This is a genomic window from Candidatus Dechloromonas phosphoritropha, from assembly GCA_016722705.1.
In the GTDB taxonomy this organism is placed as follows: Bacteria; Pseudomonadota; Gammaproteobacteria; order Burkholderiales; family Rhodocyclaceae; genus Azonexus; species Azonexus phosphoritrophus.
Genome location: JADKGN010000005.1, coordinates 209,221 through 233,162 on the forward strand (window position 1 = coordinate 209,221; position 23,942 = coordinate 233,162).

22 protein-coding genes and 5 pseudogenes are annotated in these 23,942 nt (G+C 60.4%); 19 read left to right on the forward strand and 8 right to left on the reverse strand.

What is annotated here, in order from left to right; translation table 11 throughout:
* The first annotated feature begins 104 nt into the window (after positions 1 to 104).
* The 13 genes and pseudogenes from IPP03_20630 to IPP03_20690 all read left to right on the forward strand — a co-directional run bounded on the left by IPP03_20630 (position 105) and on the right by IPP03_20690 (position 9,846).
* The gene (locus IPP03_20630; GenBank protein MBL0354925.1) at positions 105 to 314 is read left to right on the forward strand and encodes a DUF3460 family protein; all 210 of its coding nucleotides are present in this window, start codon (positions 105 to 107) and stop codon (positions 312 to 314) included.
* Between the two features lie 158 nt (positions 315 to 472).
* On the forward strand, positions 473 to 1,228 hold the full coding sequence (cysE, locus tag IPP03_20635; GenBank protein MBL0354926.1) for a serine O-acetyltransferase: 756 nt from the start codon (positions 473 to 475) through the stop codon (positions 1,226 to 1,228).
* Positions 1,229 to 1,284: 56 nt separating this feature from the next.
* Positions 1,285 to 1,791 carry a Fe-S cluster assembly transcriptional regulator IscR gene (iscR, locus tag IPP03_20640; GenBank protein ID MBL0354927.1) on the forward strand — a complete coding sequence of 169 codons (507 nt, stop codon included), beginning with the start codon at positions 1,285 to 1,287 and terminating at the stop codon, positions 1,789 to 1,791.
* Positions 1,792 to 1,799: 8 nt separating this feature from the next.
* On the forward strand, positions 1,800 to 2,957 hold the full coding sequence (locus IPP03_20645) for a cysteine desulfurase (GenBank protein ID MBL0354928.1): 1,158 nt from the start codon (positions 1,800 to 1,802) through the stop codon (positions 2,955 to 2,957).
* A gap of 36 nt (positions 2,958 to 2,993) precedes the next feature.
* Entirely contained in the window at positions 2,994 to 4,205 is a 1,212-nt protein-coding gene (locus IPP03_20650) for an IscS subfamily cysteine desulfurase (protein MBL0354929.1), read from the forward strand.
* A gap of 21 nt (positions 4,206 to 4,226) precedes the next feature.
* On the forward strand, positions 4,227 to 4,610 hold the full coding sequence (iscU, locus tag IPP03_20655; protein ID MBL0354930.1) for a Fe-S cluster assembly scaffold IscU: 384 nt from the start codon (positions 4,227 to 4,229) through the stop codon (positions 4,608 to 4,610).
* A gap of 2 nt (positions 4,611 to 4,612) precedes the next feature.
* The gene (iscA, locus tag IPP03_20660) at positions 4,613 to 4,936 is read left to right on the forward strand and encodes an iron-sulfur cluster assembly protein IscA (protein MBL0354931.1); all 324 of its coding nucleotides are present in this window, start codon (positions 4,613 to 4,615) and stop codon (positions 4,934 to 4,936) included.
* A complete protein-coding gene (hscB, locus tag IPP03_20665) occupies positions 4,936 to 5,463 on the forward strand; it encodes a Fe-S protein assembly co-chaperone HscB (GenBank protein MBL0354932.1) in 528 nt (175 codons plus the stop codon). Before iscA ends, hscB begins: the two co-directional genes overlap by 1 nt.
* A 2-nt stretch (positions 5,464 to 5,465) precedes the next feature.
* Positions 5,466 to 7,346, forward strand: coding sequence for a Fe-S protein assembly chaperone HscA (gene hscA, locus IPP03_20670; protein MBL0354933.1), 1,881 nt, complete (start codon positions 5,466 to 5,468; stop codon positions 7,344 to 7,346).
* A complete protein-coding gene (gene fdx, locus IPP03_20675; GenBank protein MBL0354934.1) occupies positions 7,343 to 7,687 on the forward strand; it encodes an ISC system 2Fe-2S type ferredoxin in 345 nt (114 codons plus the stop codon). The genes hscA and fdx overlap by 4 nt, the downstream gene beginning before the upstream one ends.
* Positions 7,684 to 7,878 carry a Fe-S cluster assembly protein IscX gene (iscX, locus tag IPP03_20680; GenBank protein ID MBL0354935.1) on the forward strand — a complete coding sequence of 65 codons (195 nt, stop codon included), beginning with the start codon at positions 7,684 to 7,686 and terminating at the stop codon, positions 7,876 to 7,878. The genes fdx and iscX overlap by 4 nt, the downstream gene beginning before the upstream one ends.
* Positions 7,875 to 8,270: a DUF2237 domain-containing protein gene (locus IPP03_20685; GenBank protein MBL0354936.1), complete on the forward strand. Its 396-nt coding sequence runs from the start codon at positions 7,875 to 7,877 to the stop codon at positions 8,268 to 8,270. Before iscX ends, IPP03_20685 begins: the two co-directional genes overlap by 4 nt.
* Positions 8,271 to 8,405: 135 nt before the next feature.
* Positions 8,406 to 9,846, forward strand: a pseudogene (locus IPP03_20690) (IS1380 family transposase).
* Positions 9,847 to 10,089: 243 nt separating this feature from the next.
* Here the strand turns inward: IPP03_20690 and IPP03_20695 are convergent.
* From IPP03_20695 to IPP03_20705, 3 genes and pseudogenes are all read right to left on the reverse strand, one after another.
* Positions 10,090 to 11,653 (reverse strand): annotated as a pseudogene (locus IPP03_20695) (IS3 family transposase).
* 48 nt (positions 11,654 to 11,701) lie between these two features.
* Complete coding sequence (locus IPP03_20700) at positions 11,702 to 12,028, reverse strand: transposase (GenBank protein ID MBL0354937.1); 327 nt, start codon at positions 12,026 to 12,028, stop codon at positions 11,702 to 11,704.
* A gap of 32 nt (positions 12,029 to 12,060) precedes the next feature.
* Complete coding sequence (locus IPP03_20705; GenBank protein MBL0354938.1) at positions 12,061 to 12,576, reverse strand: winged helix-turn-helix domain-containing protein; 516 nt, start codon at positions 12,574 to 12,576, stop codon at positions 12,061 to 12,063.
* 230 nt (positions 12,577 to 12,806) lie between these two features.
* On the opposite strand from IPP03_20705, the gene IPP03_20710 reads away from it, so the two are divergent.
* On the forward strand, positions 12,807 to 14,339 hold the full coding sequence (locus IPP03_20710; protein ID MBL0354939.1) for a MarR family transcriptional regulator: 1,533 nt from the start codon (positions 12,807 to 12,809) through the stop codon (positions 14,337 to 14,339).
* A 52-nt stretch (positions 14,340 to 14,391) separates the two neighbouring features.
* Here the strand turns inward: IPP03_20710 and IPP03_20715 are convergent, their stop codons facing one another.
* Entirely contained in the window at positions 14,392 to 15,966 is a 1,575-nt protein-coding gene (locus IPP03_20715; GenBank protein MBL0354940.1) for a transposase, read from the reverse strand.
* Positions 15,967 to 16,303: 337 nt separating this feature from the next.
* Here IPP03_20715 and IPP03_20720 point away from each other — a divergent pair.
* Positions 16,304 to 16,630 (forward strand): annotated as a pseudogene (locus IPP03_20720) (transposase).
* Between the two features lie 54 nt (positions 16,631 to 16,684).
* On the opposite strand, the gene IPP03_20725 reads toward IPP03_20720, so the two are convergent.
* The 3 genes from IPP03_20725 to IPP03_20735 all read right to left on the reverse strand — a co-directional run bounded on the left by IPP03_20725 (position 16,685) and on the right by IPP03_20735 (position 20,253).
* Complete coding sequence (locus IPP03_20725) at positions 16,685 to 17,902, reverse strand: IS256 family transposase (GenBank protein ID MBL0354941.1); 1,218 nt, start codon at positions 17,900 to 17,902, stop codon at positions 16,685 to 16,687.
* 245 nt (positions 17,903 to 18,147) lie between these two features.
* On the reverse strand, positions 18,148 to 19,680 hold the full coding sequence (locus IPP03_20730; protein ID MBL0354942.1) for a MarR family transcriptional regulator: 1,533 nt from the start codon (positions 19,678 to 19,680) through the stop codon (positions 18,148 to 18,150).
* Between the two features lie 3 nt (positions 19,681 to 19,683).
* The gene (locus tag IPP03_20735) at positions 19,684 to 20,253 is read right to left on the reverse strand and encodes an ISAs1 family transposase (GenBank protein MBL0354943.1); all 570 of its coding nucleotides are present in this window, start codon (positions 20,251 to 20,253) and stop codon (positions 19,684 to 19,686) included.
* Positions 20,254 to 20,467: 214 nt separating this feature from the next.
* Between IPP03_20735 and IPP03_20740 the strand changes: the two genes are divergently transcribed.
* The 3 genes and pseudogenes from IPP03_20740 to IPP03_20750 all read left to right on the forward strand — a co-directional run bounded on the left by IPP03_20740 (position 20,468) and on the right by IPP03_20750 (position 23,202).
* Positions 20,468 to 20,992 carry a hypothetical protein gene (locus IPP03_20740; GenBank protein ID MBL0354944.1) on the forward strand — a complete coding sequence of 175 codons (525 nt, stop codon included), beginning with the start codon at positions 20,468 to 20,470 and terminating at the stop codon, positions 20,990 to 20,992.
* A 366-nt stretch (positions 20,993 to 21,358) separates the two neighbouring features.
* Positions 21,359 to 22,575, forward strand: a pseudogene (locus tag IPP03_20745) (IS256 family transposase).
* Positions 22,576 to 22,710: 135 nt separating this feature from the next.
* Positions 22,711 to 23,202 (forward strand): transposase, encoded by a 492-nt coding sequence (locus IPP03_20750; GenBank protein MBL0354945.1) that lies wholly within the window; start codon positions 22,711 to 22,713, stop codon positions 23,200 to 23,202.
* On the opposite strand, the pseudogene IPP03_20755 reads toward IPP03_20750, so the two are convergent.
* A pseudogene (locus tag IPP03_20755) lies at positions 23,193 to 23,606 on the reverse strand (transposase). The gene IPP03_20750 and the pseudogene IPP03_20755 overlap by 10 nt on opposite strands.
* A 49-nt stretch (positions 23,607 to 23,655) precedes the next feature.
* Here IPP03_20755 and IPP03_20760 point away from each other — a divergent pair.
* Positions 23,656 to 23,877 carry a transposase gene (locus IPP03_20760; GenBank protein ID MBL0354946.1) on the forward strand — a complete coding sequence of 74 codons (222 nt, stop codon included), beginning with the start codon at positions 23,656 to 23,658 and terminating at the stop codon, positions 23,875 to 23,877.
* The last annotated feature ends 65 nt before the right edge of the window (positions 23,878 to 23,942 follow it).

The following is a 23,942-nucleotide window of genomic DNA, read 5'->3' on the forward strand; positions in this document are numbered from 1 at the left end:
GAGATTCCTGGTTGACCGCAGCCATCCTCGCCACCGCTACGCGCTGTCGCGTCTGGATGCTAGAATTGCAGTATTGTTCTGCTTTGATCGAGGATGGCAGCAAAATGGGTGACGTAAATACGAGCTACGTGTCCGACCACACCAAGTGGATCGACGAGCAGTTGGAAAAAAATCCGGAGTGGGTCGAGGACCAGAAGGTCGGGCGCGCGCTGTGGTGGGATAAGAAGCAGGATCTCGGCACCGCCGAACGCAACGCGGCGTCCAATGTGCCGCAGAAACCCTATCCTTACGATGTGAATTTCTTCGGCGAATAATGGACCCGGTAGTTTTCTGAAGGTGGCCAGTTGCTGAATGGCCGCTTTGGTTTCTGCTTGGCTTCCGGCCGACCTTCACGCTCGTGCCAGGAAATAGCTGACAAAATCAGTCGAGTATTTTAGAATTCGCCCTGATAACGACAGGGGAATCCGCTTTCATGTTCCAGCATCTGCGTGAGGATATTCGTGCGGTCTTCGACCGCGATCCTGCGGCGCGCTCATTCTGGGAAGTCCTGACCTGCTACCCGGGCATCCATGCCCTGATCCTGCATCGCTTCGCCCACTGGCTGTGGGGGTACCGCTTGCGCTGGCTGGCGCGCTTCGTTGCTCACCTTTCCCGCTTCTTCACCGGCATCGAGATTCATCCGGGCGCCGCCATCGGTCGCCGCTTCTTCATCGACCACGGGATGGGCGTGGTGATCGGCGAGACCGCCGAAATCGGCAATGATGTCACCCTCTATCACGGCGTCACGCTCGGAGGCACGTCGTGGAACAAGGGCAAGCGCCATCCGACGCTGGAGGATGGCGTGGTGATCGGGGCGGGAGCCAAGATTCTCGGGCCGATCACCGTTGCCGCCGGGGCCAAGGTCGGTTCGAACGCCGTGGTCACCAAGGCGGTGCCGGCGGGCGCGACGGCGGTCGGGAATCCGGCGCGGCTGCTCGACCGCTCGGAGGAAGGCCGGCAGCGCGAGGCGCAGGCCGAAAAGCTGGGGTTTTCCGCCTATGCCGTCGGCCGTGATCAGGATGATCCTCTGGCCAAGGCGATCCACGGTCTTCTCGATCACGCAGCCGAGACAGACCGCCGGCTGGCCTCGCTGCTGCGCGAACTGGAAGCGGCAGGGGTCATGTGTGACGAGGATGTGCAGCCGGCCGACCGTTTCGATCCAAAATATCTCGGAAAAATTGTTGACTAATTTGATCGGGTATATATAGTTGACAGCGATAGTAGGTTATTTGCGAAAGGTAGACGATGCGACTGACGACCAAGGGCCGTTTTGCGGTTACCGCCATGATGGATCTCGCCCTGCGCGGCCAGGTCGGGCCCGTCGCTCTGGCCGGGGTCAGTGAACGCCAGAAGATTTCGCTCTCCTACCTCGAGCAACTGTTTGGCAAGCTGCGCCGGGACAAACTCGTCGATAGCGTGCGCGGTCCCGGCGGCGGCTACTGCATTGCCAGGCCGCTCGACAGGGTGACGGTGGCCGACATCATCCGCGCTGTCGACGAACCACTCGACGCGACCCAATGCGGTGGTCGCGAGAACTGCCGCGACGAGCAGCGCTGCATGACGCACGATCTGTGGTCGTCGTTGAATGCCCGGATGTACGATTATCTGACATCGGTGACGCTGGCCGACCTGGTCGCCCGCCAGCGGGAAGTGGAGGCGAAATCGGGCATCCCGGCGATTGTCGAGGACCACCGGAGAATTCGGGTTTCGCGGGCGCGAATCGGTCGCGAAAAGGTGCTGGCGGTCGTCTGAATACACTCATGTTCAAGCCTGCCTACCTCGATCACAACGCTACGACGCCGCTTGACCCGGCCGTGCTGGCGGCCATGCTGCCGTGGCTGGAAAGCCAGTTCGGCAATGCGTCGAGCCGCCACGAATACGGGCGTGCGGGGCGGCGAGCGATCGACGAGGCGCGGCAGCAGGTTGCGGCGGCGGTCAACGCGCATCCGACCGAGGTCGTCTTCACCAGCGGCGGCAGCGAAGCCAATAATTTGTTTCTCAAGGGTGCGGCGGCCGCAATGAAGCCAGGCATGCTGGCGGTCAGCGCCGTCGAGCATCCGTGTATTCTGAAGCCGGCTGCCCAGTTGGCGCGTGCCGGCTGGCAGGTTGAAACTGTTGCGGTCGACGGCGCGGGAAGGGTGAAATTGGATGCCTTCACCGGGATCGTCCGGCAGCGCCCGAAACTGCTGTCGATCATGCTGGCCAATAACGAAACCGGGGTGATTCAAGATATTCCGGCGCTGGCGGCGGCTGCCCGGCAGTCAGGCGGCTGGTTCCACAGCGATGCCGTGCAGGCACTGGGCAAGTTGCCGGTCGATTTTCGTGTGCTCAACGGTGCCGGCGTCCATGCCCTGACCCTCTCGGCGCACAAGGCTTATGGACCGAAAGGCGCAGCGGCGCTGGTGCTCGACAAGCGCGTTGAGTTGCAGCCGCTGATCGCCGGTGGCGGCCATGAGCGCGGCTTGCGTTCGGGTACCGAAAACGTGCCGGCCATCGTCGGCTTTGGTATCGCGGCGGAACTTGCGGCGCTCCGCGTTGCCGAACTACCGCGACGCATGCGAGCGCTGCGCGAAACGCTTGAGGATGGACTCGTTGCGCTGGGTGCGAGGATTTTCGCGAGAGAAGCCGAGCGCCTGGATAACACGACTTATTTCGCCATGCCCGATGTCGACGGCGAAACCTTGGTCGGCAAGCTGGATCGCGAAGGGTTCGCAGTGGCCAGCGGGGCGGCCTGTTCGAGCGCCAACCCGGAACCGTCGCATGTACTGCAAGCGATGGATGTGGCGCCGGAAATTGCGCGCGGTGCGGTGCGGGTCAGCCTCGGCGTCGGCAACCGTGAAGCCGATGTCGTCGAATTCATCAAGGCTCTGCAGGTTACGGTCGGACGCCTGCAGGGACTGACAGCGCTGGCTGTCTGAGACAATCCGATTGAATTAACCAAAGCGAGAAATAGGATGAAACTCCCCATCTATATGGATTACTCGGCCACCACGCCGGTCGACCTGCGCGTGGCAGAGAAAATGATTCCCTACCTGGTCGAGCATTTCGGCAATCCGGCGTCGCGTTCACACAGCTTCGGCTGGGTAGCGGAAGCGGCAGTCGAGGAGGCGCGCGAGCAGGTAGCGGCACTGGTCAATGCCGACCCCAAGGAGATCGTCTGGACTTCCGGCGCCACCGAATCCAACAACCTGGCGATCAAGGGCGCCGCGCATTTCTACGCCCGCACCAAAGGCAAGCACATCATCACGGTCCAGACCGAACATAAGGCTGTGCTCGATACGGTGCGCGAAATGGAGCGTCAGGGATTCGAAGCGACCTATCTCGAAGTTCAGGAAAACGGCCTGGTTGATCTTGAGGCCTTCAGAGCGGCGCTCCGCCCCGATACAGTGCTCGCCTCGGTGATGATGGTCAATAACGAAATCGGCGTCATCCAGCCGATCGCCGAACTGGGCGAAATATGCCGTGCCAAGGGCGTGATCTTCCACGTCGATGCGGCGCAGGCAACCGGCAAGGTCGATATCGATCTGCAGGAGCTCAAGGTCGATCTGATGAGTTTCTGCGCCCACAAGACCTATGGCCCGAAGGGGATCGGCGCGCTGTATGTCCGGCGCAAGCCGCGCATCCGCCTCGAAGCGCAGATGCATGGTGGCGGTCACGAGCGCGGTTTCCGTTCCGGTACACTGGCGACGCACCAGATCGTCGGCATGGGCGAGGCATTCCGCTTGGCCAAGGAAGAAATGGCTGTCGAAAGCAAGCGAGTCGGTGCGCTGCGCGACCGCCTGCTTAATGGCCTGAGCGACATGGAGGCGACCTTTGTCAATGGCGACCTCGAGCACCGCGTCGTCCACAACCTGAATATCAGCTTCGCCTATGTCGAAGGCGAGTCGATGATCATGGCGATCAAGGATCTGGCGGTTTCGTCCGGTTCGGCCTGTACCTCGGCCAGCCTGGAACCGTCCTACGTGTTGCGTGCGCTTGGGCGCAATGACGAGTTGGCGCACAGTTCGATCCGTTTCAGCATCGGCCGCTTCACGACGGAAGAGGAGATTGACTACGCAATCAAGCTTTTGAAGGCCAAAGTTGGCAAATTGCGCGAGCTTTCTCCGCTGTGGGAAATGTTCAAGGACGGTATCGATCTCGACACCGTTCAATGGGCAGCGCACTAAGATAATAGAAGGAGATACAACATGAGCTATAGCGTAAAAGTCATTGATCATTATGAGAATCCACGCAACGTCGGTTCCTTCGGCAAGGAAGACGACGGGATCGGTACCGGAATGGTTGGCGCGCCCGCCTGCGGTGATGTGATGAAGCTGCAGATCAAGGTCAACAAATCCGGCGTCATCGAGGACGCCAAGTTCAAGACCTACGGTTGCGGCTCGGCTATCGCCTCGTCGTCGCTGGTGACCGAATGGGTCAAGGGCAAGACGGTCGACCAGGCGTTGTCGATCAAAAATACCGAAATCGCCGAGGAACTGGCCCTGCCGCCGGTCAAGATCCACTGTTCGATCCTGGCCGAGGACGCCATCAAGGCTGCGGTGGCCGATTACAAGAAGAAGCACGGAGAATGAGCATGGCAGTCACCTTGAGCGACAAGGCGGCGAAACACGTCGCCAGCTATCTGGTCAAGCGCGGCAAGGGTCTCGGCCTGCGCCTTGGCGTGCGGACGAGCGGCTGTTCCGGTATGGCCTACAAACTGGAGTTCGTCGACGAGGTGAGCCCCGAGGATCTGGTTTTCGAGAGCAACGGCGTCAAGGTTTTCGTCGATGCCAAGAGCCTGCCCTACCTTGACGGGATGGAACTCGACTATGCTCGCGAGGGATTGAACGAGGGCTTCCAGTTCAACAATCCGAACGTCAAGGACCAATGCGGCTGCGGCGAATCGTTTAACGTCTGATGGATCTGCGCGCCGATCATTTCGCCCTGTTCGGACTGAATCACCGATTCCGGCTCGACCTGTCGGACTTGGATTCCCGCTATCGCGACATTCAGGCGCGGGTGCATCCGGATCGCTTCGCCAATGCCAGCGATGCCGAGCGCCGCGTTTCGATGCAGTGGGCTATACACGCCAATGAGGCGTACCAGACCCTGAAAAACCCTCTGGAGCGCGCCAAATACCTGCTCCATCTGGCCGGCCACGACTTGCAGGCCGAGACTAACACGGCAATGCCGGCCGAATTCCTCATGGAACAGATGGAATGGCGGGAAGCGGTCATGGAAGCGCGCAACGGCGGCGATCACCACGAACTGGAACATCTGCACCACCGTCTGCGTGGCGACATCAACGGCCGCTACAGCGAATTGGCGGTGCTGCTGGACGATGTTGGCGCCCTCGATGGTGCCACCGATCGCGTCCGCCGCCTGATGTTCCTCGAAAAACTCCTGCACGAAATCGACGACGCGCTGGCATCGCTGGAAGAATGACAATGGCCCTGTTTCAAATTGCCGAACCCGGTGAGTCGGCGGCCCCCCACGAACACAAGCTGGCAGCCGGTATCGATCTCGGTACCACCAATTCGCTGGTTGCCACCGTGCGCAGCGGTATTGCCGTGGTCATCAACGACGAGCAAGGGCGGCCCCTGCTGCCGTCGATCGTCCGTTACCAGGCGAATGGCACGACCGCCGTTGGCTACGACGCGCAGACCCGCCAGGCGAGCGACCCCAGGAACACAATTGCTTCGGTCAAGCGCTTCATGGGGCGCGGGCTGAAGGATATTTCGCACGTCGAATCGATGCCCTATGAGTTCATCGAGGCGCCGGGCATGGTCAAGGTCAGGACGGTGGCCGGGGTGAAAAGCCCGGTCGAGGTTTCAGCCGTCATTCTGGGCAGCCTCAAGGCGCGCGCTGAGGTGGCGCTCGGCGGCGATCTGGTCGGCGCGGTGATCACGGTGCCGGCCTATTTCGACGACGCACAGCGCCAGGCGACCAAGGATGCGGCGCGCCTGGCCGGACTTAATGTCCTGCGCCTGCTCAACGAGCCGACCGCGGCGGCCATCGCCTACGGGCTGGACAACGCGGCGGAAGGCGTCTATGCGGTCTATGACCTTGGCGGTGGCACCTTCGATATCTCGATCCTGAAACTGACTACCGGCGTTTTCGAGGTGATGGCGACCGGCGGCGATTCGGCGCTCGGTGGCGACGACTTCGATCACCGCATTTTTTGCTGGGCTATTGAGCAGGCCAGGTTGCAGCCGCTGTCGCCCGAGGATGGGCGCCTGCTGATGATGCGCTGCCGCGAGGCCAAGGAATTCCTGACCGTCAACCCGGAAGCGCCGATCACGGCGCGCTTGTCGACTGGCGAGATGGTCGATCTGAAACTCGATGTCGCGAACTTTGCGGTGATCGCTCAGACCCTGATTTCCAAGACGCTGCAGCCGGTCAAGAAGGCCTTGCGCGATGCCGGTCTGCGCGCCGAGGATGTCAAGGGCGTAGTCATGGTCGGTGGAGCGACGCGCATGCCGCAGGTCCAGAAGGCGGTCGGCGATTTTTTCCGCCAGGAGCCGCTGACCAATCTTGATCCGGATAAGGTGGTAGCGCTCGGCGCGGCGACGCAGGCCAATCTGCTGGTCGGCAACAAGACCGGCAAGGACGACTGGCTGCTGCTTGACGTGATTCCGTTGTCGCTCGGGCTGGAGATGATGGGCGGTCTGACCGAGAAAGTGATTGCGCGCAATTCGACCATCCCGACCGCGCGCGCCCAGGAATTCACGACCTTCAAGGACGGCCAGACGGCGATGGCGATCCACGTCGTCCAGGGCGAACGCGAACTGGTCAGCGACTGCCGTTCGCTGGCGCGCTTCGAACTGCGCGGCATCCCGCCGATGGTGGCTGGTGCGGCGCGTATCCGCGTCACCTTCCAGGTCGATGCCGACGGCCTGCTATCGGTAGCCGCACGCGAACAGACGACCGGCGTCGAATCCAGCGTCGTCGTCAAGCCGTCGTACGGGCTTTCCGACGATGAAATCGCCAGCATGCTCAAGGATTCGATGGAGCACGTGAAGGACGATGCGATCAACCGCGCGCTCAAGGAAGCGCAGGTCGAGGCACAGCGCATGATCGAGGCGACCGTGGCGGCGCTGAAAGAAGATCCGCACCTGCTTGACGAGACCGAAACTGTGAAAATCAACGCGAGCATCGAAAAACTGCGGCGCGCCACAGTTGGCGACAACCGCCGCCTGATCAATCTGGCGATGGACGACCTTGGCTTCGAAACCCAGGAATTCGCGCATCGCCGCATGAACCAGAGCGTCAACCGCGCGCTGGCTGGCCGCAAAGTTGATGACATCAAGCTGGGAGACCACGCATGACGCAAATAGTCGTCCTGCCGCACGTCGAAAGCTGCCCCGACGGCGCGCTGATCGAGGCGGAAGAGGGCAAGTCCATCTGCGAGAACTTGCTGGAGAACGGGATCGAACTGGAACACGCCTGCGAGATGTCCTGCGCCTGCACTACCTGCCACGTCATCGTGCGCGAGGGCTTCGATTCGCTGGACCAGGCCGAGGAAGAGGAGGAAGATCTGCTCGACAAGGCGTGGGGTCTGGAGCCCAATTCGCGCCTCGGCTGCCAGGCCCTGGTGCGGTCAACCCCGCTGGTGGTCGAAATTCCAAAGTACAGTATCAATATGGCGAAGGAGGGCCACCGCAAATGAAATGGACAGACATCAGCGATATCGCCATCGAATTGAGCGAGGCGCACCCGGACCAGGATCCGCTCAAGGTCAATTTCGTCGATCTGCGCGACTGGGTGATGGCGCTGGACGACTTCGACGATGATCCCGGGCGCTGCGGCGAGAAGATTCTCGAAGCGATCCAGCAGGCGTGGATCGACGAGGTCTCATGAAGGCGCGCGATTTTCCCGGGCATGGCAGTCAGTTCAACGTGCTCGGCGGGCCGTTGCTGACCTGCGGCGACCGGCCGCTGACCGGATTCTTCCGCGACGGCTGCTGCAACACGTCGGAGGAAGACCTCGGCAGCCACACCATCTGCGTCGAGCTGACCGCCGAATTTCTCGAATTTTCGCAAGCGCGCGGTAACGACCTGTCGACCCCGCGCCCCGAATACGATTTTCCCGGCCTCGAGCCGGGACAGCGCTGGTGCCTGTGCGCGGCGCGCTGGGTCGAAGCGTACAAGGCCGGCAAGGCGCCGCGTGTCGTCCTCAATTCGACCAACGAGGCGGCGCTGGAAGTGGTGCCGCTGGATGTGCTAAAACAGTTTGCCGTCGACATGCACTGAGCGAGCTGGGTCAGTGGGGCCAAGGCAATCGCATGAATCTTATACAAGACCTAGCCCAGATGCTGCATAAAGAGGGCAGATAGCACGCTAAGTATTTGATACAATTGGAGTTATCAAGAAACCAGTTCGTAAAAAATGACTATCCGTACCCGCCCTGCTGCGCATATTGCCGCAGAACAACTGCGCTTTCCGCCCGCTGCCGGCTTCACGATCCGCGCTGATTTCACTGGCGGCGATGTCTCCTCCGACTTGGGTACCTTGATCCTGTCCACGCTGGATCGACGCATCGGCCTCATCGATCGGCTGACCCGGGCCATCACCGATAGCCGCTACCCCAGCTACATCACCCATCCCTGCGCGACCTGCTGACGCAGCGGGTCTTTCAGATCGCCTCCGGCTACGAGGACGGCAACGACGCCAACAGCCTGCGGTACGATCCGCTGTTCAAACTGGCCGCCGGCCGTGCGCCGCTCGATGCCGACAATGCCCTGGCCTCCGGCAGCACCCACTCCCGTCTGGAGGGATCGTTGCGCCGCAGCGATATTTACCGTCTGGCTCGCGCTCTGGTGGAGCAGTTCGTCACCGGCTATGCCGAAGCGCCGGCCACCATCACCCTGGACCTCGACCACACGGACGATGCCACCTACGGCCAGCAAGCGCTGTCCTTCTACAACCACCACTATGGACATCACTGCTACCTGCCTTTGCTGGTGTTCGAGGCCCATTCGGGCGCCTTGGTGACGGCGGTGCTGCGTCCTGGCAGGCGCCCGACCGGCGCCGAGAACGCCATGATCATGAAGCGGGTGCTGACGGTATTACGCCAGCACTGGCCGCAGACCCATATCCTGCTGCGCGGCGATGGTCACTTCTCTAATCCTGAACTGATGGCCTTGATCCTGGCTGTTGGCAACGCCGACTTTATCTTTGGCCTGGGGGGCAACAAGGTCCTGCTGCGCAAGGCCGAGGGCTTGATGAGGAATGCGCGCGGCCACCTCGCGCTGCATCAGTCGTTGAACGCCAAAAAACTGGGGCGACCTGTCGCGGCGGTCCGCCGTTCGGCGACTTCGAGTATGGCGCCCAGTCCTGGCCGCAGGCCTTTCGCGTCGTGGTCAAGGCCGAAGTCCTGCCGGCGGACGTGGGATTGCCGGCCAAGGATAATGCCCGTTTCGTCGTCACGACGCTGTGCGGACCCTCGGCACGAACGCTCTACCAGCAGGACTACTGCGGGCGCGGACAGGCCGAGAATCTGATCAAACAGATCAAGTGTGACCTGAAATCGGATCGGACATCGGCGCAAACCTTCCTCGCCAACTTCGGCCGGCTGTTGCTGACGGCGGCGGCTTATGTCCTGCATCATCAATTGAGACAACTCGGGCTGCAAAACACGGCGCTGACGACGGCCCAGCCCAGGACGGTCATCCTCAAGTTGTTCAAGGTCGCCGCCCGCGTCAAGCAGTACAAGGACCGGGTGCTGCTACATCTGCCCAGCGCCTGCACGGTCAAGGTGCTGCTCGCCCAACTCTGCCGGAATCTCTATCCCAATGTGAGGGCACGCCCCATGCTGGCCTCTCCTTGACCGGTCACGTCTGGCCTACGAGACAGCGCCCCCACCCTGACCAACAACTGACTACCTCTCTGACCCAAACTTGGGGTACGGGAAATTCTTGCCGAAAATTCGAAAATCCAGTCACGCGAAACCACAATTCGGTGCCAGAGCGTTTATGAAACATTCAGGTTAGGAGTTGTTCGCGAAAGGCATCGGAAGCAGCGGCGATAAGGCGGTGCACCTCGGCGCGCGTCAAGATAGTTGTCGCCTCGGTCATGCAGCCAATGGCGGAATAAGCTTGTCTTCCAGATGCGCGTTGGCGATGCAATCGCGTTCTGGATTGAGGGTCACTACACCGACCGGCGTCCAATTTCGTGTCTGACCAGTCCAGCGCGCCGGGTTCAGATCACGCGCTGAGGTATAGACGGCATGTCGGGCCGCGAGAATGGCGAGATCCTCGCCGGCATGGCGCTGGGCTGGGCTGACATAACGAATGCCACTGTGCCGATGCTCGACGTTGTACCAGTGCACGAAGCTGACTGCCCAGGTCCTGGCGTCGTTGAGCTCGGCAAAGCCGTTAGCAGGAAACTCAGGGCGGTATTTGGCCGTCCGAAACAGCGATTCCGCGTAAGCATTGTCATCACTGACTCGGGGTCGAGAATACGAGGGCCTGACTCCCAGCCAGTTGAGCATCGCCAGCACCGTCGTGGCCTTGAGCGTCGAGCCGTTGTCGCCGTGCAGAACAGGCTTGGTCGCGAGTGCGGCAATCCCCTCGGCGAGCGCCGTACGGCGCACCAGATGCGCGGCATGGTCGGCGTGATCGCTGCCGTGCACCTCCCAGCCGACAATCTTGCGGCTATACAGGTCGAGGATGAGATAAAGGTGAAACCAGTGCCCCTTAACCTTGCCTGGCAGATAAGTCATGTCCCAGCACCACACCTGGCGCGGCGTGGTGGCAATGTGCGTGGTCGGCACTCGCTGTTGCCTGGGCGCCTTGGCCCGTCCTCGGAGGGTGGTTTGACCGTGCTCACGCAGCACTCGGCTGAAGGTGGATTCGCTGGCCAGGTAAATCCCTTCATCAGCCAGCATCGGCACCATGCGCGCTGGCGGCACGGCCGCAAAGCGTGGCTCGTTGGCCACGGCAAGCACCTGCGTGCGTTCGGCCTCACTGAGCGCGTGCCTGGGCGTCGGGCGCATGGACAAGGGCCGGCGATCTGCGCAGATGTCGCCCTCAATGGCTTTCCAGCGTTGCAAGGTGCGTAACTCGATGCCGGCTACCTCGCGCAGGCAAGCCTGAGCCGAGCACCGGCGACATGGGCGGCATGGATGTCTTGGGCCAAGGCTTGGCGATCTTCAAGGCCGATCATTCGGCCTCGCCTTTGTTGAAGATCGCCGCGACTTTTTTTGAGAGAACCAGCAGGGCAGCGGTTTCAGCGAGTGCCCGGTCCTTGCGTAGCAATTCGCGTTCGAGTTCCTTGATGCGTTTGCGGTCTTGTCGGGTTGCTTGCGGGCTGGCTCTGACTTCTTCCGGTTCGGCCAACGCTGTCGTGGCGCTGGCCCACCATTTGATCAGCTCGTCCGGATAAACGCCGTGCTCTCGACACCACGCGCTTTTGCTGGTTTCGTCCAGCGCCGCAGTGACGATCACCGCCTCCAGGCGCGCCGCCACAGTCCATGCCCGCCCTCGGGCGGGCATGGACTGCGCGTCATCTCGCCAACGCTCAAGGGTTCCCGAACCAATGCCTACTTCACGGGCCACCACATCTATTGCTGCATTTTCCGGCGCCAACAATCGTGCTACCGCTCTACCTTTGAACTTCTCTGAATACCTTGCCATTTCCATCCTTTGTCGCCGCCCCAGGGGGAGATTCTATCGAGGCGACAACTATTCTGACGTAGGGGGGAACAGCAGGCGCAGATTGTCGGGCAGACGGAAGTCGTTGCTCCTATGCCAGCCGGCACCATCGAGCACCATGACCACGTTGTCGTCCGGATAGCGACTGGCGATTTCGTCAAAGAAGATCTGCATGCATTCGGAATTGACATGCGGCAGCACCAGACTATCGAAGCGACCGTCCTGCGGACTCACCGCACCATAGGCGTAGGTGTATTGCTGCGTCACCATGGCGCAGACGAGCGGCCGGGCAGGCCGGCGGCACCAGCAGTAGCGGGTGTCCGAGATTCGTCCGAACCGTGCCTCGTCCTGGAAGATCAGCCGCAGCGGTCGGTCCTCGCCCCAGGTGGCTACGATTTGATCCAACCTCCCCTGGAGTTTGTTTTCCAGTCTTCGCTGGCGGCGGTATCTCCCTTGGTATGGGCGGTATCCGGGGCCAACTTGCGCCAACCATTGCGCGCCAACATCCGGTAGATTGTAGAGAGCGCCACCGGCTTGCCCAGGTGCTCCGCGATTTTCTCCTTGAGCGGCGCAACGACCACCACCCCGCCGCGCATCGCGCCCTCCAGAACCTCGTCAAGAATCTGCGCCTCGCGCTCCAGCGTCGCATTGGCGCGGTTGCGCAGTGCTCGCTTCGGTCGTGGCGCCTCCCGTTCATGACGTGCCACCTTGCAGTAGCGCGTGCGCAGATTGCACGTTGCCCCGACCGAACGGCCGATTGCCTTTGCGGTCTGCGCCAGCGATAGACCCAGCTCTAGCGGTAGTACCACCGCCTGCGCCGCCCTCAATTCATCGGCCGTCTTCGCCTTGCGCAACAACTCCTGCGCCGAGGCCAGTTGATCCGCTCCTCCCGCCTTTCGCGCCACGATCTTCTCCCAGAAAACTCATGGCACTATTATCACTCTCTCTATCGCGAAGTGGAATAAGGTAGCAACACCGCTCATACGATGTTTTTCCACGGACCGTGCGCTCGGTGGTGACGACCGCGAACGACTGCAGATCGGGCCAACGCTCAGGGGCATGCAAGCAGTCCAGTTGATTGAACCTAAGCCGGACGAGCCGGAACCAAACAGGTATTACGATAGAAGCCTGACGAATGACCGAGGAGGCGATCATGTTGGCGATGGCTCTGGCGGAACGATACGCGACGAACATGCATGGTGTGCTTTCGTGCTTTGACCGGATCATTATCACCGGCACGCTGCCTGGTGCGTGCTACGCGGCAGGAATGACGAGTTATTTGTACACGCACGGAATTCGGGTATTCGACTACCCGCGATTTGCCGAGCCGCTGCGAGATCGCATTCGTGAGCGTGCGCAGGAGGTGTGTCTGGCGGCGGGTATTGAAATCGAGCACGTCAGCAAAAGCCATATTCGCAAGGAAGAGTTGGTCGCGCGAGTGCTCGCCGGTCGCGGCGACGCACCGGGTTTGGTGCATGTGCTCTCGGCCATGGAAGCCTGTCCGAGCTACAAACCGTGGCATGACAAAGGCAGTGGCAAGACTTACCTGCGCCCCGATCAAGGCAAGTGCCTGCACGACTACTTCTATTTCATCGACGAGGAACTGGGGTTGTGCTACCTGCGTGTGCCGACGTGGGCACCGTTCGGGTTGCAGTTCTACTGTAATGGTCACAGCGCTCTGGCAAGAACTCTGACGCGAGAAAGGATCGACTTCCTCCAGCAGGACAACGCCTTCCTGCGTGTCGCCGACATCGCGCAGGCGCAGGCGCTGGCGGATGCGTTCAGTCCCGACGTACTTCACCCGCGACTGGATCGCTATGCGCAGTGGTTGTGCCCAGTGCTTGACGTCTTTGGATCCTCGTATCACTGGAGCCTGCGCCAAGTCGAATACTCCACCGACCTGATGTTTCGCAGTGAGCAGATATGGGTTCCACTGTATGACGCCATTTCGCGCCAAGCGGTCTTGGCCGCCAACGCAGAACGCGTCTCCAGCTTTCTGGGCAAGAAGGTCACGCCACAACTGGCCCAGGAGATCGGTTCCCGGTTGTCCACCCGTATCGAGGGGCGCTGCATCAAGCACACCATGGGCGCCGCTGGCGTCAAGGTGTATGACAAATTCTCCCGCGTACTGCGGGTCGAAACGACCGTCAATGACGTGAGTTTCTTCAAACACCACCGCAAGGTGGAACACAAGGACAGGCACGCCACCCGAGAATTGGCGCCCCTGAAGAAGACAATCTATAGCCTGATCGACCTGCGCGACATCCTGCTCGGCTGCAACCAACGTTACCTGGCGTTCCTCTCCAGCCTCGATGACCCCAGTGCCGGCGAGCGTGACTTGGAGCGATTGAGCATGCCACGGTTGGGGGCGGCTCCCGGTGTCAAAGGGGTGAACTTCTTTGATCCTGCCGAGAAAGCCTTGCTGCAAACCATGCAACGCGGCGAGTTCAACATTCACGGTTGGCGTCGTGCCGATCTTCTCAGCTATCTGAAGCTCACTCCGTCCGCCATGTCGCGCCAACTTGCCCGACTGCGTACGCTCGGCTTGATCAAGAAAGTCACTCATACCTATCGCTACTACCTCACTCGATTGGGGCGTTCAGTCGTCGCTGCGGCCTGCTCATTGACCCGCTTCAACATAGTGCCAACCATGGCTTGCGCATCCTGAATTCTTCTCATGATTTGTGATGATTGAACTGGTTAGTGACTAAAAACCGCAGTTAGCCGATTCCATTCGCATGATTTGCGAGTAATCGGCGAGATTGAGGCGGTCCGACGCCGGCCAGGGTGCGCTTGAAATGATCGCAGACGAGGTTCCAGACGGTGGTCAAGTTCAACTGCTCCGCAGCGCATGCTGCCCAAGCCTGAAGTTGCGCTGAGACACGTTGCAGAACCTCACGGGCCTGGCCGAAATGCGCGTGCAAACCAGTGAGGGTGATCGTCGTCTGTCCGGCATGCTCGGTTTTGCGGCCGACCGCGGACATCAACCACGGCCTGCTGGTGATGGCCTCGCGGCGGACCTCCGGGTTGGCCAGTCGGACGAAGAGACTCCAGCAGTTGTCCCACGGGGACTTCCTTTGGTCGTAGATGAGCGCCACCGCTCTTGCCGAGAGCTGGCAACGATGCAGGTCGTGCGTCGTGAATCCACCCCATCCCCACTGATTCTTCAGTTCGTCGAAGGCGTTCTCCGCATCGGCCCGATCTCGATAGAGTTGCCCCAGCGAAAGAATCTCGTGATCGAGGTTGGTGACCAGGACGGCATACTCGTAGCCTGTCGCTTGTTTGCCGGTCTTGCGGTCGGTCTCGACAAAGCCGAGCAGTCCTTGACCATCGTCCTCCTGAGCAATCATCATTGCGCCCTTGAGGGGACGGCGCAGAATCACCACCCGTCGAGACGCCTTCCACCCGGACAGGCTCAGACGGCCGTCCTTGCCTTCCCATCCCTGACCTGCATCGGTCCAGCCGGTTTCCCAGAAGACACGCTCAATGTGGCGCTTGACGTTCTTCGACAGGCGCAGCTTGAAGAGGTAAGGCTGCCCCCGCTCTTCCAGCGGCGCGATGAAGGGATCGGAGCCGAAGCCGCAATCGCCGCGAACCATCTTGGGGCGCCGCTTGGGTGGCAGGGCATCCAGAATTCTCAGCAGACCCGGCAGACTGTGACTGCCCGAGTGTTCGTCACCCGCCTTGACCTCGGCGCCAACGACCAACCGCAGGCCGGCCATGAGGTAGGTGTGATAGGTGTGCGAGGGGCGCCCCGGCTTCTTTGGGTTGTAAGAGACGACCGCCCCTTCCTGCTTGCCGTAGAGGGGCTTCACGGTGGTGTCGACATCGAGAATCCAGGGTGCATCGAGCAATGGCGCCGTGCTCTCGTTCAGGTGTCCGTCCAGCCAGGCGACGCCTTCGGCTTCTGGGGTTGCCGCCAATGCCCGACGCAGCGCATCTTCGCAGATCACTTTCCTCATGCCCAGGAGCCCTGGATTGACGCCGTCGCAGCGGATCGCGGTGACGTGCGAGTAGCGTCTGTGACCCGAAAGGATCGACAGCATCCAGGTGCCCAACACTTCAGCTTTGCTCGGTGCGTTCGGACTGACGTATGGCAGCGGATAGTCTTCCTGCCAGCCCGACCACAGTCTAGTGAGCGTAAGAAATTCAATGAAGTACGCCAGTTGCCCCATCGGCGTCGCCGCGCTTTCAGACTCCCAGCGCACCTGCACCCGGCCTCCCGCCGTCTGCACTCCAGCGCAGGACAGACGCATTTCACGCGACTTTGCTACCTTCCGCTTCCACTCACCCATCGAGTGACTCTCCTCAATGTCTCAGAAACCGCAGCCTGCCTGATTCCTACGCCAAATGCACATCCTCAAATGAGCGAAGTAATCGGCCCACTGCCGCAAATCGCGCCGAAGAAACACGGTGTGCCGTAGATGTGGCACAGTGTGCGTGGTGCCGCTGAAGACCGGTAAGACAATGGTGCTAAATGCCCGCGTATGAGCGTGGTCCTGGGCGACGTCATCGATATTGGTGAATTGACGTGGCGGTTCATAGCCGACGCGCCGATATCCCGTTTGAGAGAGTGAGCTAGACGACGTACCCGATGCGGCGCCACATTCCCCCTGAATGATGGAGCCCACCATGTCCCGACGTAACGCCAAAGTCAGTCTCAAGCCGTGCAAGTCCCGAGTGAACTTGACGATCACCCATCCGAATGCCGCCGGTATCGATATCGGCAGCGCCTCTCATTTTGTGTCCGTACCGCCTGACCGGGACGATTCATCGGTGCGCGAATTTCCCAGCTTCACTGTCGATCTCAATGACATCGCCGATTGGCTCAAAGCCTGCCGAGTCGACATCGTTGCCATGGAATCCACGGGGGTTTACTGGATTCCCTTGTTCGAGTTGCTGGAGTCACGCGGTTTCACCGTACTACTGGTCAACGCACGTCATGTCAAAAATGTCAGTCAAGTCCAAAATCTGCTGTAAATACTCTTCGATCCGATGAATGACGAATGGTTTTCAGCTAGCGAGGGCAACAACGTTGTTGCCCTCGCTAGCTGCGGCGCGGGAAGCCGCCCACTCCTTGAATTCATCCATGTCGAGGTACTTCCGTTCCTGCCAAGCCTCGTTCTGTTCGGCCAGCAGAGCGCCGATCAGGCGCAAGGCTGACTCGTCGTTGGGGAAGATGCGGATCACGCGCTCCCGCCGGCGAATTTCCTCGTTGAGCCGCTCCTGCATGTTCGTTGTGCGTAGCCGCTTGCGATACTTCTCGGGCAAGACCATTACCGCCATGGCATCCTCGAATCCTGCTTCGAGGCAGGCCACCGCTTTGGGGGCGCTCTTGGCGAAGCGCTCGGTGAATTCCGCCAGGCGGCGCTTGGCCTCGACCAAATCGGGCGCCTGCAGCACGAGCTTGACGGCAGCTGCCACCTCGGCGCGGTGGCGGGTGTTGCATTGGCCCAGAATGTTGCGCATCAGATGCACCTGACAGCGTTGCCAGCTGGCCCCCTGAAAGTGCCGCGCTGCCGCTTCACGCAGGCCGCCGTGGTCGTCCGAGATGATGAACTGCGTGCCCTTGAGGCCGCGCCCTCTGAGCCAGCGGAAGGTCTCGTCCCAGGTGGCGAAGCTCTCGGTGTCGCCGATCCGCACGCCCAGAATCTCCCGGAAGCCATCGGAGCGGATGCCTGAGACGGTCAGCACGGCACGCGAAACCACACGATCTTCTTGCCGACTCTTGATCAACAGGGCATCGACCAGCACGAAGGGATACTCGCCGTCCAGCCGCCGTTCGTTGAACGCGCTGACCCGCGGTTCCAGTCCGGCGCACAGTGCGCTCACCATCGATTTGGAGAAGCTGGCGCCGCACAGCTCTTCGGTGATCGCCGAGACCTTGCGCGTCGAGACACCGTGCACGACCATTTCCATGAGCGCCAGAACGAAGGCCTGCTCGCTCCGCTGGTAGCGCTTGAAGATGTCCGTCGAAAAGCTGCCGTCCCGCGTCTGCGGCACCAGCAGCGTCACCGGCCCAACCCGCGTGTAAAGGGTGCGTGGCCGGTAGCCGTTGCGATAGCCGGCCCGTTCGTCCGTGCGCTCGTGCCGCGTCGCCCCCAGCGTTTCCGTCACCTGCGCCTCCAGTACTTGATTGAGCACCGCTTCCACCAGTTTCGCCAGCCCGTCCTGCCCGTTTAAAAGCCCTGGCAGCAAGTCCGTTCCTACGCTAACCTCATACCCAGTCATCGCTTCTCTCCTTCGGTTATCGATCGTCTCGCAACGTCAGTTTACCGAATCGAAGCGGTGGCTACCTGCCACCCGATTTACAGCAGTTTAGGGACTCAATCGTCAACACACCCTAGCTAGAAGCCGCTCTGTCACTAGCTTTTCGTTGTTAACTTGATATTTTATGCAACATAAAAATCCATAAAAAGCGGCGCGGCCATATTTAGTCACTAACCAGTTCAATCATCACAAATCATGAGAAGAATTCAGGATGCGCAAGCCATGGTTGGCACTATGTTGAAGCGGGTCAATGAGCAGGCCGCAGCGACGACTGAACGTCCCAATCGAGTGAGGTAGTAGCGATAGGTATGAGTGACTTTCTTGATCAAGCCGAGCGTACGCAGTCGGGCAAGTTGGCGCGACATGGCGGACGGAGTGAGCTTCAGATAGCTGAGAAGATCGGCACGACGCCAACCGTGAATGTTGAACTCGCCGCGTTGCATGGTTTGCAGCAAGGCTTTCTCGGCAGGATCAAAGAAGTTCACCCCTTTGACACCGGGAGCCGCCCCCAACCGTGGCATGCTCAATCGCTCCAAGTCACGCTCGCCGGCACTGGGGTCATCGAGGCTGGAGAGGAACGCCAGGTAACGTTGGTTGCAGCCGAGCAGGATGTCGCGCAGGTCGATCAGGCTATAGATTGTCTTCTTCAGGGGCGCCAATTCTCGGGTGGCGTGCCTGTCCTTGTGTTCCACCTTGCGGTGGTGTTTGAAGAAACTCACGTCATTGACGGTCGTTTCGACCCGCAGTACGCGGGAGAATTTGTCATACACCTTGACGCCAGCGGCGCCCATGGTGTGCTTGATGCAGCGCCCCTCGATACGGGTGGACAACCGGGAACCGATCTCCTGGGCCAGTTGTGGCGTGACCTTCTTGCCCAGAAAGCTGGAGACGCGTTCTGCGTTGGCGGCCAAGACCGCTTGGCGCGAAATGGCGTCATACAGTGGAACCAATATCTGCTCACTGCGAAACATCAGGTCGGTGGAGTATTCGACTTGGCGCAAGCTCCAGTGATACGAGGATCCAAAGACGTCAAGCACTGGGCACAACCACTGCGCATAGCGATCCAGTCGCGGGTGAAGTACGTCGGGACTGAACGCATCCGCCAGCGCCTGCGCCTGCGCGATGTCGGCGACACGCAGGAAGGCGTTGTCCTGCTGGAGGAAGTCGATCCTTTCTCGCGTCAGAGTTCTTGCCAGAGCGCTGTGACCATTACAGTAGAACTGCAACCCGAACGGTGCCCACGTCGGCACACGCAGGTAGCACAACCCCAGTTCCTCGTCGATGAAATAGAAGTAGTCGTGCAGGCACTTGCCTTGATCGGGGCGCAGGTAAGTCTTGCCACTGCCTTTGTCATGCCACGGTTTGTAGCTCGGACAGGCTTCCATGGCCGAGAGCACATGCACCAAACCCGGTGCGTCGCCGCGACCGGCGAGCACTCGCGCGACCAACTCTTCCTTGCGAATATGGCTTTTGCTGACGTGCGCGATTTCAATACCCGCCGCCAGACACACCTCCTGCGCACGCTCACGAATGCGATCTCGCAGCGGCTCGGCAAATCGCGGGTAGTCGAATACCCGAATTCCGTGCGTGTACAAATAACTCGTCATTCCTGCCGCGTAGCACGCACCAGGCAGCGTGCCGGTGATAATGATCCGGTCAAAGCACGAAAGCACACCATGCATGTTCGTCGCGTATCGTTCCGCCAGAGCCATCGCCAACATGATCGCCTCCTCGGTCATTCGTCAGGCTTCTATCGTAATACCTGTTTGGTTCCGGCTCGTCCGGCTTAGGTTGAATACCGTGCAGCGACACACCTCCAGGCGACCATGATCCTTTTCGACAACGTCGTGAGCCTGATGCGCTGTCTTGTCCGGCGTCGTCTCAAAGGCCTGCCAGAAATCCTTGATCGATTCGGCCAGCATCGGCTGATTGTCCTTGACTGCCGGAACATAGCTCGCTCCCCGCACCCGATTGGCTTGTGCAATCGTCGCTTGCGTCCCCATGGCGTCAATGGTCGCGACGCAGCCTTCCAGCGCCAGCGTCGCCAGCAGTTCGGGAATCGCCGTCTTCTCGTTCGACTTGGCGGGGGTTGCCCGTTGTCCGAGTACCAGGCCAGCGCCCGCGGCAAAGGCGCTGACCAGAGGCAGGGGCGTGGCGTCGACGCCTCCCGAGCAACGGCTGGTCTTGCCATCAATGGCGATGACTTCGCCGTTCGTCAGTGTCGGCAAAACCTGGCGGATCCAACGCACAAAGGCAGCGCTGAACTGATCAGGATCAATCGCCGCAAAAAGCCGACCGAAGGTGTCATGCAATCCTCTTGAGTTAGCGTTTATCATCTAGTTTGCTTAACTTCGTCATCATGCCGCGCCAGGATATGATATATCCTGTAACCAATTGATATAAATAGATTTTATATGGCGGTCTAAATATGCCAATATCGTTTCTCAGCTGACGGACTACATTCATGGTGCTGATTTCCTTGGCGCCGCCCGACGTGACCCCCGGTTTTTCACCCAAAACCGTGTGTTGCCCTCCACAAATCTGATCGCATTCCTGCTTACCGGTATTCGCGGCGCAGTTCAGGCTGAGTTCGATTCCTTCTTTGCCCTGCTTGCCGGAAGAACCCGTCTGTGTCGGGTGATCACGGCCAGTGCCTTCTCGAAGGCGCGTCGCCATCTACTCGTCAATCCCTTCGATCTGCTCAATGTGGAACTGTTGCGTCTGGTCGATGAGGTCATTCCTCAGCAGCCCGACGAGCAAGGCTTGCGGGTCTTGGCGGCAGATGCATCGAAGGTTCGCCTGACCTTGCTTGACCCAGAAGGGCGACGCCATATTCGGGAGGTGGTGATCTTCGGTTTGTTTCGACCAGGGATCGCATTGTTCGACTCGCTGATTTTGCACAGTTCGCTGATCGGCGAACGTCAGATGTTGTTTGAGCGGCTTGACCGGCTCGGTGCCCAGGACATGTTGGTGCTTGATCGGGGATATCCGGGGGCCTGGCTGGTCGCGGCCCTGCGGCATCGGGGTATTCCCTTTTTGCATGCGCTGTGATTCGTCCGCTTCTTTTTCCGCCATCCCCCAGTTCATGCGATCCGGCCTCGATGAGGCGCAGGTGACATTGCCGCCACCCCACCGTCAGGATGCCATTAACTATGAGTGTCCGCGGCAGCCTTCTACGGTTCGTCGGATTCGTCAGTTAGTGCAACATCCGTTCTGTAAATTCTTTGCCTGTTGGTTTTGCGTGGCTGTGCTGGCCGGAGCGATGAGGGCGCGTAGCGCCCGAAGCGCGGAGGACGGCACAGCCGCGCGGCGAAACGATTGAGTCCCTAAACTGCTGTAAATCGGGTGGCAGGTAGCCACCGCTTCGATTCGGTAAACTGACGTTGCGAGACGATCGATAACCGAAGGAGAGAAGCGATGACTGGGTATGAGGTTAGCGTAGGAACGGACTTGCTGCCAGTGCTTTTAAACGGGCAGGACGGGCTGGCGAAACTGGTGGAAGCGGTGCTCAATCAAGTACTGGAGGCGCAGGTGACGGAAACGCTGGGGGCGACGCGGCACGAGCGCACGGACGAACGGGCCGGCTATCGCAACGGCTACCGGCCACGCACCCTTTACACGCGGGTTGGGCCGGTGACGCTGCTGGTGCCGCAGACGCGGGACGGCAGCTTTTCGACGGACATCTTCAAGCGCTACCAGCGGAGCGAGCAGGCCTTCGTTCTGGCGCTCATGGAAATGGTCGTGCACGGTGTCTCGACGCGCAAGGTCTCGGCGATCACCGAAGAGCTGTGCGGCGCCAGCTTCTCCAAATCGATGGTGAGCGCACTGTGCGCCGGACTGGAACCGCGGGTCAGCGCGTTCAACGAACGGCGGCTGGACGGCGAGTATCCCTTCGTGCTGGTCGATGCCCTGTTGATCAAGAGTCGGCAAGAAGATCGTGTGGTTTCGCGTGCCGTGCTGACCGTCTCAGGCATCCGCTCCGATGGCTTCCGGGAGATTCTGGGCGTGCGGATCGGCGACACCGAGAGCTTCGCCACCTGGGACGAGACCTTCCGCTGGCTCAGAGGGCGCGGCCTCAAGGGCACGCAGTTCATCATCTCGGACGACCACGGCGGCCTGCGTGAAGCGGCAGCGCGGCACTTTCAGGGGCCAGCTGGCAACGCTGTCAGGTGCATCTGATGCGCAACATTCTGGGCCAATGCAACACCCGCCACCGCGCCGAGGTGGCAGCTGCCGTCAAGCTCGTGCTGCAGGCGCCCGATTTGGTCGAGGCCAAGCGCCGCCTGGCGGAATTCACCGAGCGCTTCGCCAAGAGCGCCCCCAAAGCGGTGGCCTGCCTCGAAGCAGGATTCGAGGATGCCATGGCGGTAATGGTCTTGCCCGAGAAGTATCGCAAGCGGCTACGCACAACGAACATGCAGGAGCGGCTCAACGAGGAAATTCGCCGGCGGGAGCGCGTGATCCGCATCTTCCCCAACGACGAGTCAGCCTTGCGCCTGATCGGCGCTCTGCTGGCCGAACAGAATGAGGCTTGGCAGGAACGGAAGTACCTCGACATGGATGAATTCAAGGAGTGGGCGGCTTCCCGCGCCGCAGCTAGCGAGGGCAACAACGTTGTTGCCCTCGCTAGCTGAAAACCATTCGTCATTCATCGGATCGAAGAGTATTTACAGCAGATTTTGGACTTGACTGGCGAAACATTGACAGGCTACTCCCGCAGGCGATTTCTTCGGGGCATTCTTAGCCATTCCCACGAAAGAATCGACAGCATGGCACAACGCGTAGAACATCACCCTCTGGATGCCGCTTTTGCGGCGCTGCTAAACAACGGTCTGGATGGCGCCGGCGAAGCCCTGCGTATCCTAGTCAACGAGGCCAGCCGGATCGAGCGCAACCTTTTTCTCAATGCCCAACCCCATGAACGTACCGTCGAGCGCACTGATTACGCCAACGGCTTCAAGCCCAAAACGATGATGACCCGCGTCGGCGAACTGACCTTTGACGTCCCTCAGGTGCGCGGCGGTGGCTTCTATCCCAGCGCCTTGGAGAAAGGGTCGCGTACCGAGCAGGCGCTCAATATCGCCTTGGCCGAAATGTATGTACAGGGGGTTTCCACACGCAAGGTGATCACCGTCCTGCAAGCCTTGCTTGGGCCAGCGGTGTCGATTTCGTCGACGCAGGTGAGTCGCGCTGCCGAACAACTGGATGCGGGTTTGGCCGTCTGGCGTGAGCGACCGCTCGATGAGCCCTCGATCGCCTGACGCAAGAGGCGCTCCGCTTCGCTTTTATCCGGCGCATTGAAGATCGCCCGAATCCGCTGCGCCACGGGTTTGCGCTGATCGAGACGTGTGACATACGACTGCGCGTTCTGTTGCAGGTGGAACTGGCAACGTTGCCAAGGCACGCTGGGCAGGGTCGCGCGGCGAGCCGCATTGAGTCCGGCATGTGCATCGGCGATGATCATCTTGACGCCCTTGAGTCCTCGCCGCACCAGGCTATCCAGGAAAGCCCGCCAATGCACCTCTGCCTCGGACAAGGCAACAGAAACCCCGAGCACCCGGCGATGACCGCTGTGCGTGATGCCCACCGCCACCAGCACGGCACAATCGACTAGTTGGCCACCCTCGCGCACCCGCTCATAGCGCGCATCGAGAAAGACATAAGGCGGCTGGCGGACCGAGGCGCCCAAACTTGCCCAGTGGGGCGAGGAAAATCTGCCAGAGGGCTTCGCTGTCTTTAATTGGCCAGTGGCCCAACGCGTCCGGTTGCGCACGACCAACGGCCTCGAACGCATTAACCGCGAGATCAAACGCCGTACCCGGGTGGCTTCCATCTTCCCCAACACCGCTTCCTGCCTCCGCCTCGTCTCAGCGCTCCTCGCCGAATGCGATGAGGACTGGATGACCGGGAAAATCTATCTCAACCTCAAAGACTGAGCCCATCCCAATGGAATCGCCTGAGAACTTTTACAGAAAAAAAGTTGCGCTGCCATTCGTCAGGT